Here is a 9,357-nt window from a genome sequence, read left to right as displayed (position 1 = left end):
GCGATCGGGCCGGCAGGGCAAGCGTCCCGGCATGAGCCAACCGGGGGCTGCGCGTCCCCGCACGACGAACTGGACGTCCCACAATGATGCCCTGACTGCTGTACCCATCCTGATTCCAAGGAACACTTCGTTGCCGCTCCAGCGGTTGTGGAGGATATTCGCCGGCTTGTGTTCCTTGGACGCGCTGCACTACGCAACCCACCATGGTTGATGAGCGTCATGCCGTTTAGCACATGCTGGTCATCAACTTGCGGCTTGTCAGGGGGCTATGGAAAGAACGGCTCCAAGCATTTTACTCGGGCGTCGATCAGCCAGCGAAGATTGTTCATCGAGCGATTTCCTCGCTAGTCTCGCTCAAAACCAACTGCCGGACACCTATGGGTTCCGCGCTTACATAAAGCGGTTGAGCAAGCAGCCGACATGACTTGATCTGCGCTTGTTGCCGGCTGTGTAAGCCTTAGCCACAGCCTTCGGAGTACGGTGGTAGCCAATATGATGTCATCCCGAGATCGTCTTGTTGCGTATTCAAATGTGTCAGAAATTTTCTAGTCTGACTCCGGACTTGTGGGGTTTATGACCCGCCAGATTGATTGGATTGCTCTGGCATATGTGCGTCAGACAGCGCGGAGCCGGGTAGGGTGAACGCAATTCTGGCGGCCCTGCCGAAATGAGAGACTGCGGGCAAGCGCCCGCGCCTGTTGCTTTCCAAGGTCAATGCAGTGCTCTGTGCGCAGGGTCAGCCGTAGCGCCCCGCTTGATGGGCGCACGCAGCAACTCGAACACCAAGGCAGTGAGGCTGACGCGAAGGCAGCCCGTACTACAGTCGTTCTTGCCAAAAGCCAGGCTGGTGCAGCACCATAATCAGCAGAGCCGCTCGGCTGGTGAAAGCGGTGCCGAGGAGGCATCGCCCTCATCCCAAAGTCGGCGGCTAGGTTCTAAGACTTGTCAGATTGATATTTTAAGCGGCAGGATGGCAGATGCGGCATAATAGGTCAGGAGGAGGGCCTTGGGCCGCTTAGGGGAGAGATCAATGACCAAGGACATCGAAAGCGGCAAGACTGTTTCAAGACGTTCATTCCTGCGCCGAAGCGGCACTATCGCGGGCGGTGCTGCGGCAAGCACGCTGTTGGCGGCACCCGCAGTTCTGGCGCAATCGCCGATGGTGCTGAAGATGCAGACCAGTTGGCCTGCATCTGATGTTTGGCAGACCATGGCCCAGCAATACGTGGAGCGGGTAGAGGCCATGTCGGGCGGCCGGCTCAAGATCGACCTGCTGCCGGCGGGAGCCGTGGTTGGCGCTTTTCAGGTGATGGACGGCGTCAGCGACGGCGTGATCGACATCGCGCATTCAGTGTCTGCTTACTGGTATGGCAAGAACAAGGCCGCATCCCTGTTCGGCACCGGTCCGGTGTTCGGTGGTGATCCCACCAACATGCTCAGCTGGTTCTATCAGGGCGGCGGACGCGAACTCTACCGAGAACTGACGCAAGACAACATGGGTCTGGATGTGGTCGGCCTGATGGCCTTTCCAATGCCCGCACAACCTTTCGGCTGGTTCAAGAACCCGATCAACGGGGTCGAGGATATCAGCGGCATGAAGTACCGCACTGTCGGCCTTGCGGCGGACCTGCTGCAATCGATGGGCATGTCCGTGGCGCAATTGCCGGGAGGTGAAATTGTTCCGGCCATGGAACGCGGCGTGATCGACGCTTTCGAATTCAACAACCCGTCATCCGACCTTCGCTTCGGCGCGGCGGATGTGGCCAAGAACTACTACCTCGGATCTTACCATCAGGCGTCCGAAGCGTTCGAGTTCCTGTTCAACCGCAGTGTTCTGGAGGACCTGGAACCTGATCTCCGCGCAATCCTAGAGCACGGAGTCGAGGCTGTTTCGACCTACAATACGGCTTTCGCGTTGGACAACTATTCGGCCGACCTGATCAAGCTGCGCGACGAAGGCGGAGTCACGATCCACAGGACGCCCGACAGCATCCTGTCAGCGCAACTGGAGGCATGGTCCGAGATGATCGGCACCTTGGAAAGCGATCCGTTCATTAAGAAGGTGCTGGACAGTCAGCGGGAATGGGTCAAGCGAACGACCTATTACGAGCTCATGAACAAGCCTGATTACACCTTGGCCTATGAGCACTTCTTCCCCGGCGAGCTGAAGCTGTAGAAGTCATTCGCTTTCCCCTGCGCTTGTCGCAGGGGCGAGTCCGATTGCGGAGAAAACAATGCTGTCGTTCATTCGCTTTGCCGACAGCCTGTCCGGCTGGTTCGGCAAGACTTTCGGCTGGCTGATCATGCTGATGACCTTCGGGGTCAGCTACGAGGTGTTCGTGCGATATGTGCTGAACAGCCCAACCTCATGGTCGCTCGACGTTTCGTTCATCATGTACGGCACGCTGTTCATGATGGGCGGCGCGTATACGCTGTCTCGTGGCGGCCATGTCCGTGGTGATTTTATCTATCGCCTCTGGCCGGTGCGTGTGCAGGGCGCAGTCGATTTCGTGCTTTATCTGCTGTTCTTCTTCCCCGGGATCACTGCACTGATCCTGTCCGGCTGGAAATATGCTGCCCGCTCTTGGCAATATGGGGAAGTCAGCGTGAACAGCCCTACTGGCATTCCGATCTATCAGTTCAAGGCGGTCGTGGTCGCTGCAGGCATGCTGCTCTTCATCCAGGGCATCGCACAATTGATGCGCAGCGTCATCGCCATGCGCGATGGGGTCTGGATCGCTGCGGAGGAGGATGTCGAGGAAACCGAGGAACTGCTGCTGCGGGAGCAAGCGAAAAGAGAGGGCATCCATGTCGATTGATACAGGCGGCTTTGGATCATTCTCAGCCCATGACGCGGAGGTCAGGACGTGACTGACCCGCAGGTCGCCCTTGCGATGCTGGGCATTTTCATCTTCCTGGTGTTTCTGGGATTTCCCATCGCCTTTACGCTGATGGCCCTGGGCATCGGCTTTGGCTATTATGCCTATTTCGATGCCGGGCGGATGTGGCGCGGACTTGACCGCCTTCCCGAGGACGCGAGCTGGCTGACGCAGCAGGGGTCCTGGCTCGAGGGGTTCTACAACAACCGCATCTTCGACTTGTTCATCAACCAGACCTATACGGTCATGTCTAACGAGGTCCTGACCGCAGTCCCGTTGTTCCTGTTCATGGGCTACATAGTCGAGCGCGCGAATATCGTCGACCGCCTGTTCTCGACGCTGGCCATTGCCGCGCGGCGGATGCCCGGCTCGATGGGGGTGGCGGCGCTTGTCACCTGTGCGCTATTTGCGACGGCGACCGGCATCGTCGGTGCGGTGGTTACGCTGATGGGGCTGCTGGCGCTGCCGGCGATGCTCAAGGCCCGCTACGACCCTCGGTTCGCGGCAGGCATCATCTGCGCGGGGGGAACCCTCGGCATTCTCATCCCGCCGTCGATCATGCTGATCGTCTATGCGGCGGCCTCGGGCGTGTCGATCGTGCGGCTTTATGCAGGGGCAATGTTGCCGGGCCTTGTGCTGGTGGGCCTCTACCTGACCTATATTGTGGTACGGTCGATCCTGCAGCCATCGGTTGCGCCTCGGCTCTCGGAGGACGAGGTGCCGTCGGTTCCCGGGGGCAAGTTGGCATGGATGCTGATTACCTCGTTCCTTCCGCTTGCCTTGCTCATCTTCTCCGTGCTGGGATCCATCCTTTTTGGCCTTGCCACCCCGACCGAGGCTGCAGCGATCGGAGCACTTGGGGGTATCGTTCTCGCAGTGGTCTACCGCGCCATGAGCTTCCAGCGGTTGCGGGAATCTGTCTACCTGACGGTTCGCACCACGGCGATGGTCTGCTGGCTGTTCGTCGGCTCCTACACCTTCTCGTCGGTCTTCTCCTACCTGGGCGGCGAGCAGCTGATTTCCGAGTTCGTCACCGGGCTGGACCTGACACCGTTGCAGTTCCTGCTTATGGCTCAATTGATCATCTTCCTGCTGGGCTGGCCTTTGGAGTGGTCCGAAATCATCATCATCTTCGTACCGATCTTCCTGCCGCTCCTGCCAATGTTCGGCATCGACCCGCTGTTCTTCGGCATACTCGTGGCGCTGAACCTTCAAACGTCGTTCCTGACACCCCCAATGGCCATGTCGGCTTATTACCTCAAAGGAATCGCACCCCCAGAAGTGAAGCTGACGCATATCTTTGCAGGCGTCATGCCCTTCCTGCTGATGGTGTTCATCGCAATGGCAATCATGTATATTTTCCCCGGCATCGTGTATGTCCTTCCAAATATGATCTATGGCTTCTGATCCTGCCTCCCTCGGCGCTGCAGCGTTGCGTCAGCTGATCGTTTCGGGCGCCATGTCCGCAGAGGCGGCGACCGCCGCCTGCTTGAAGCGCATTGCCGTGACCGAGCCCGAACTCCGGGCTTGGGCCTATGTCGACGGCGACTATGCCATGGCCCAGGCACGGGCTCTGGATGTGCAGCGGAAATCCGGGCGCGCTGTCGGGACGCTGCATGGCGTGCCCATAGGCATCAAGGACGTGATCGACACGGCGCGCATGCCCACTGAATACGGCACACCGATCGCGCGAGGCCGCGTCCCCTCCCATGATGCGCACCTGGTGGCGCGTCTGCGGGCAGAAGGCGCGGTCATCATCGGGAAGACGGTGACGACGGAACTGGCCTTCCTCGAGCCCTCGCGCAGCCGAAACCCCCACGATCTGACCCGAAGTCCCGGCGGGTCGTCTTCCGGATCAGCGGTTGCGGTTGCAGCGGGACAGGTGCCGCTTGCGGTGGGTACTCAAACGGGAGGATCAGTGATCCGGCCCGCGTCCTATTGCGGGGTCGTCGGGTTCAAGCCCAGCCACGGCTTGATTGGGCGCACGGGTGTCCTGATGCAATCGCCGTTTCTGGACACGATCGGCGGGTTCGCGCGCTCGGTCGAGGACGCGGCCCTACTGATCCAGGCGATGGCGGGACACGATCCACAAGACAGCGCTACGGTCATGGCACCGGTTCCGCGCCTTGCGGACGCGTCGATGCAAGACCCGCCGCTGCCGCCCCTGCTGGCAGTGTTCTCGCTCCCGGGCGCTGATGCCGTGATGGATCACGCACTTGCCGAACTGACGCAAGAGTTGGGAGAGCATGCTCATCGCGTCGATATCCTGCCCGGTCTTGCCGAAGCGGATGTTATCCGCCGCCGCATCAATCTGGCTGAGCTTTCCAAATGCTATTACGCCTTGGAACGCCAAGGCAGGGACCAGATGTCGCCGCGCATGCGAGAGGCCTTGGACGAAGGCAAGGCTATCCCGGCGCGGGATTATCTTGCCGCGCTCGACTGGCGGCAGATCCTGAACGCGGGGATTGACGAACTGCTGACGCGCTGCGACGCAATCCTGTGTCCTGCCGCAACAGGACCCGCGCCTGAATTGGCCGATAACAGCACCGGTTCCCCTGTCGTGAACGGTCCATGGACCCTATGCGGAGTACCGGCGATCACCCTGCCGCTGCTGAAGGACGGTGCGGGTCTGCCCCTGGGCGTGCAACTGATCGGGCGCCGGGGCGAGGACGCCCGATTGCTTCGCACCGCCAGCTGGTTGATGCGACACATGGGCCCGCATCTCGCAAAGGGAGGAAGACAAGGCGAATGACAGACAAACTTATGGCCATCGGGGCCTACGCCCTGCTGCTCGGCTTTCTTGGGATTCTGGTTTGGCATGTTCCGCGACTGGATCTTGCTGGTGTCGTCCTGTTCACACTGGTGCTTTCGGCCGTGGACACAGCACAAGTGTTGCGCAGCCATGTCAGAAATGCGCGGCTAGACAAGGCTGAAGGGGGCAGGCAATGAACCGATACTAGATTGCAGTGATGGTTTGGTGGGCTGAAATCTGCCACGCTCAATTAGGTCGTCTTTTGAAGACCGCCGCAAGTGTTGAGAAGCTGAGACATTGGCGAGGCGTAGTATAAAAGCCGATGCAGAGTTGGCATCGCCCCTCCTGAGAGAGCGTGTCTGTTTCGGCATTACGACGAAGCCAGCCGCGCAGAGGTTTTTATATGCCTTTATTGCAAAATCTGCCATGTCTGAGTTCGGACAGCCCTAAGCTTCATAAAGAAGCGCGATTGAGAGCAAGCTAAGATCTCGTTCTAGGGTACTCACTCCAAGGCCGTGGCACTCTACATCAGCAAGAGGTGCACGCCCTCGACTCATGTCTGGTCAGTGGGCACAGGCCGCTGCACAAGATTGTGGCGGACAACCGGCCAAGGGAAGGATCAAGATGATCCCTGAATTTCTGATATCAATGCAAGGTAAAATAATCAAATGTGATTGCCGAGCCAGCCATCTGCCGTAGCATTCCAAGATTGTAAGGTTTGGCTATTGCTGGCCTCTGTGCAGCGTTGTCGCAAAATTTAGATCAAAGCGAAATTGTCCTTTCCTAGGCCACGTCACGGCACGTTCTCGATCTCGGCGGCGCTGAGGGCGTTGCAGCGGTTCCTGCGTGCGATGCGGATGCGGAGTTCTGCGGTTTGCTGTCGGGATCCCGCGAGGCTGTCTGTTCGCCGAAAGATGTGAAGTCGCGCATCTTGCCCTGATCCTGCCTCGGGACATGATCGCCGGAACCTGTGCGATCCCGTTCGCCCGATACCAGCGTCTGGCTGCGCGAAGGATGTCGGTGCGGGCACGGGCAACGGGGCGGTCTTGCCTCCAAAGGCGGCTGTTCCTGTGGATCGCGATGACGGCGGTGCCGCCGCGATCCCTGAGGGCTATGGGGCACCGCCGGGTGTGAAAGGCACCAGCGCCGGTCACGGTGCCGATTAGCTCATCGGATGGAATCTGGCTCAAGACACGTTAGGACCTACAACCGGATCAATTCCTCTCGAAACACGCTGGCCGGTGTTGGGTAGCCCAAGCATCTGCGCGCGTTTTCTTCGGTTAATAACAGGCCATTCTCATTGACTGGGGTGACAATGACAAGGGTGCAGAATGATGCGGGAGGTTGCCTGTTTGCTTGTTCATGTTCTTCACTCAACCTTGCTGCGAGGGTCTGCGCACTGCGGCACCGTCCTCATGTGCCCCCGCCGGCTGTCAACTTGCGCCAATAGGCGCATTTCAGATTGCGCTCAAGGTGAGTACGGATCATTTGTCTTGGGTTCATCCAGTGGGCAATACTGGCGCCGCTAGGAGACCTGTTCGAAGATCATCAGATATCAGATTATGTACAACGCTTACGCGGCATCCTAGGGGCACTGTCGCCGCACATTCTCAGCTGTCGAACGGCCTCTTGTTGCTGAGTTTGAGTTGCAATTTGCTGAGGATCGTTTTTATCGAGACAAACTAAGGATTGTGCACATATCACAGTTGCCTCTTGGGCAAGCGCGAGCCAGTGGCGCCGACTGACGTTCGGCAGGGAAAACATAAGATTATATTATTCTGTGGCAGAGGCTGTGCTGGGCGCCACCTCGACCATGAGCGAATCTCATTGTGGATCGAGAGTAGTTTCCAGCAGGTATATTGGCAAGGTCCGACAGCATATTCTCCCTTATTCACGCGAGGAAGGCAGTTGATGATTGCGGCCTGCAAGCCTGGAGGGTTTCACGCGTGTCACGGCGCGAACGTTTGCGATCACTCTGTGCATGCGTCGTCACGTACCGTTGGTCGTCAGCCTGAGGAACATCTGTGTCGTTTCGTCAGTCTCGTTCAAATTCATTGGCGATCGACAAACGGTTTTTGCCGGAATATCTCCAATTTTCGTCTACGGCACTTTGGTCTCAAACACGTCTCCAGAGATGCACCGCTCATCTAGCATGAGGTTGATGAAAAAGGCCTCTATCGTATCCTCCGATTTGCCATCGGGAACCTGTCAGGCCATGCACGCCAAAACGAAGGATGGTCCTCCACTCAAGAGGAGGATGACGCCTGCTCTTGTGGTTTCCTGCCGATGCCGAGAAGTTGGTACAGGATCAGCGCAGCCAACGTTGCGGTTCCAATGCCACCGATTGCAAAACTGCCAACGGAAAAGGATAAATTGCCTGAGCCGAAGACGAGCGTGACCCCAACAGTGAAAAGATTTCTCGGATCGGAAAAATCAACCTTGTTGTCGACCCACAACCGGATCATCGCTGCAGCGATCAGGCCGAAGACAGCGACTGCGAGACCTCCCAGGACGGGTTCCGGGATGGTACGCAACAGCATTCCGAACTTGGGTGAGAAGCCAAGTGCGATGGCGACAAACGCTGCGATCACAAAGACAAGAGTCGAGAACACCCGGGTGACTGCCATGACACCCATGTTTTCCACATAAGTGGTGACGCCAGTACCGCCCGCTGCCCCGGACACCATGGTGGCGATACCGTCGCCAACAAAGCCGCGTCCGATATAGGGATCCATGTTCCGGCCGGTCATGCCGCCAATGGCCTTGATATGGCCCAAGTTCTCGGCGACCAAGATCAAGGCGACCGGTGCGATCAACAGCATGGCCGATATCTCGAAGGTCGGACTGTGAAAGGTGGGCGCACCGAACCAAGGCGCGGCAGTCAGCGCAGTAAAGTCGATTGCAGGCAAGAGGTCCATACCATTGCCTAGAACCAGCACCGCGACATAGCCGACCACGATCCCAAAGAGGATTGAAACCCGCCGCATTGCGACAGTGCCATAGGTCGAGAACAGGGCGACCGACAGCAAGGTGAGCAGAGCGACGCCCGTATGCAACCCGCTTCCTTGAATGCCTTGTACGCCGACAGGGGCAAGGTTTAGGCCGATAGCCGCGCCAATTGCGCCGGTGACTGCAGGTGGCATCAACCGCTCGATCCAGCCGGTGCCAGTCGCCATGACAATGGTGCCTATCAGGGCGTAGAGCGCGCCTGCTGCGATGATGCCGCCAAGAGCGGGGCCGATGTTTGCATTGGCACCAGTGCCCGCATAGCCGGTAACTGCTATCACGACGGCAATGAAGGAAAAGGAAGAGCCAAGATAGCTGGGCATCCGGCCACCTGTGCAAAGAAAGAAGACCAGCGTGCCGATGCCTGAGAAGAGGATTGCCAGATTGGGGTCGAACCCCATCAGCAGTGGTGCCAGGATGGTCGAGCCCGACATGGCTACCAGATGCTGCACCCCCATCGGAATCATGGCCGGCCATGGCAGTCGCTGCTCGGGCAGGACAACTGCGCTGCGGGTCAGCGGCCATTTGGGAAAATAGCTCATGTTTGGCTCCTTCGCGGGAGTGGCCATTGCAGATATCAATCGGCCTAATGTGCCAAGCCTTCCCTCACGGCAAGGGGGATTTGCCCGTCTCAGCCGAAGGATCAAATCTGTTCGCCGTCATGCCGATCCGCAGGAACAAGCGCCTCCGGAAGGAGGACCGCCCCGCCGCCTGTGCCGG

7 protein-coding genes are annotated in these 9,357 nt (G+C 58.6%); 6 read left to right on the top strand and 1 reads right to left on the bottom strand.

From position 1 onward, the window contains the following. The 6 genes from ACLHHB_RS04440 to ACLHHB_RS04415 all read left to right on the top strand — a co-directional run. The coding region (locus ACLHHB_RS04440) for a hypothetical protein (RefSeq protein WP_410217081.1) at positions 1 to 211 on the top strand (211 nt) is incomplete at its 5' end. Between the two features lie 819 nt (positions 212 to 1,030). Continuing rightward, positions 1,031 to 2,176, top strand: a complete 1,146-nt coding sequence (locus ACLHHB_RS04435; protein ID WP_410217080.1) for a TRAP transporter substrate-binding protein — start codon at positions 1,031 to 1,033, stop codon at positions 2,174 to 2,176. Positions 2,177 to 2,234: 58 nt separating this feature from the next. Continuing rightward, a complete protein-coding gene (locus ACLHHB_RS04430) occupies positions 2,235 to 2,819 on the top strand; it encodes a TRAP transporter small permease subunit (protein WP_410217079.1) in 585 nt (194 codons plus the stop codon). A gap of 48 nt (positions 2,820 to 2,867) precedes the next feature. After that, positions 2,868 to 4,286, top strand: a complete 1,419-nt coding sequence (locus ACLHHB_RS04425) for a TRAP transporter large permease subunit (RefSeq protein WP_410217078.1) — start codon at positions 2,868 to 2,870, stop codon at positions 4,284 to 4,286. Next, positions 4,276 to 5,631 carry an amidase gene (locus tag ACLHHB_RS04420; RefSeq protein WP_410217077.1) on the top strand — a complete coding sequence of 452 codons (1,356 nt, stop codon included), beginning with the start codon at positions 4,276 to 4,278 and terminating at the stop codon, positions 5,629 to 5,631. Before ACLHHB_RS04425 ends, ACLHHB_RS04420 begins: the two co-directional genes overlap by 11 nt. Next, complete coding sequence (locus tag ACLHHB_RS04415) at positions 5,628 to 5,828, top strand: hypothetical protein (protein ID WP_410217076.1); 201 nt, start codon at positions 5,628 to 5,630, stop codon at positions 5,826 to 5,828. The genes ACLHHB_RS04420 and ACLHHB_RS04415 overlap by 4 nt, the downstream gene beginning before the upstream one ends. A gap of 2,049 nt (positions 5,829 to 7,877) precedes the next feature. Here ACLHHB_RS04415 and ACLHHB_RS04410 read toward each other — a convergent pair. Continuing rightward, positions 7,878 to 9,179, bottom strand: a complete 1,302-nt coding sequence (locus tag ACLHHB_RS04410; protein WP_410217075.1) for a solute carrier family 23 protein — start codon at positions 9,177 to 9,179, stop codon at positions 7,878 to 7,880. Positions 9,180 to 9,357: the final 178 nt, after the last annotated feature.

The organism is Paracoccus sp. (in: a-proteobacteria) (genome assembly GCF_046462195.1).
Taxonomy (GTDB): Bacteria; Pseudomonadota; Alphaproteobacteria; order Rhodobacterales; family Rhodobacteraceae; genus Paracoccus.
Note: the sequence above shows the minus strand (reverse complement) of the source record. Positions and strands in the feature narration are given on the sequence as shown.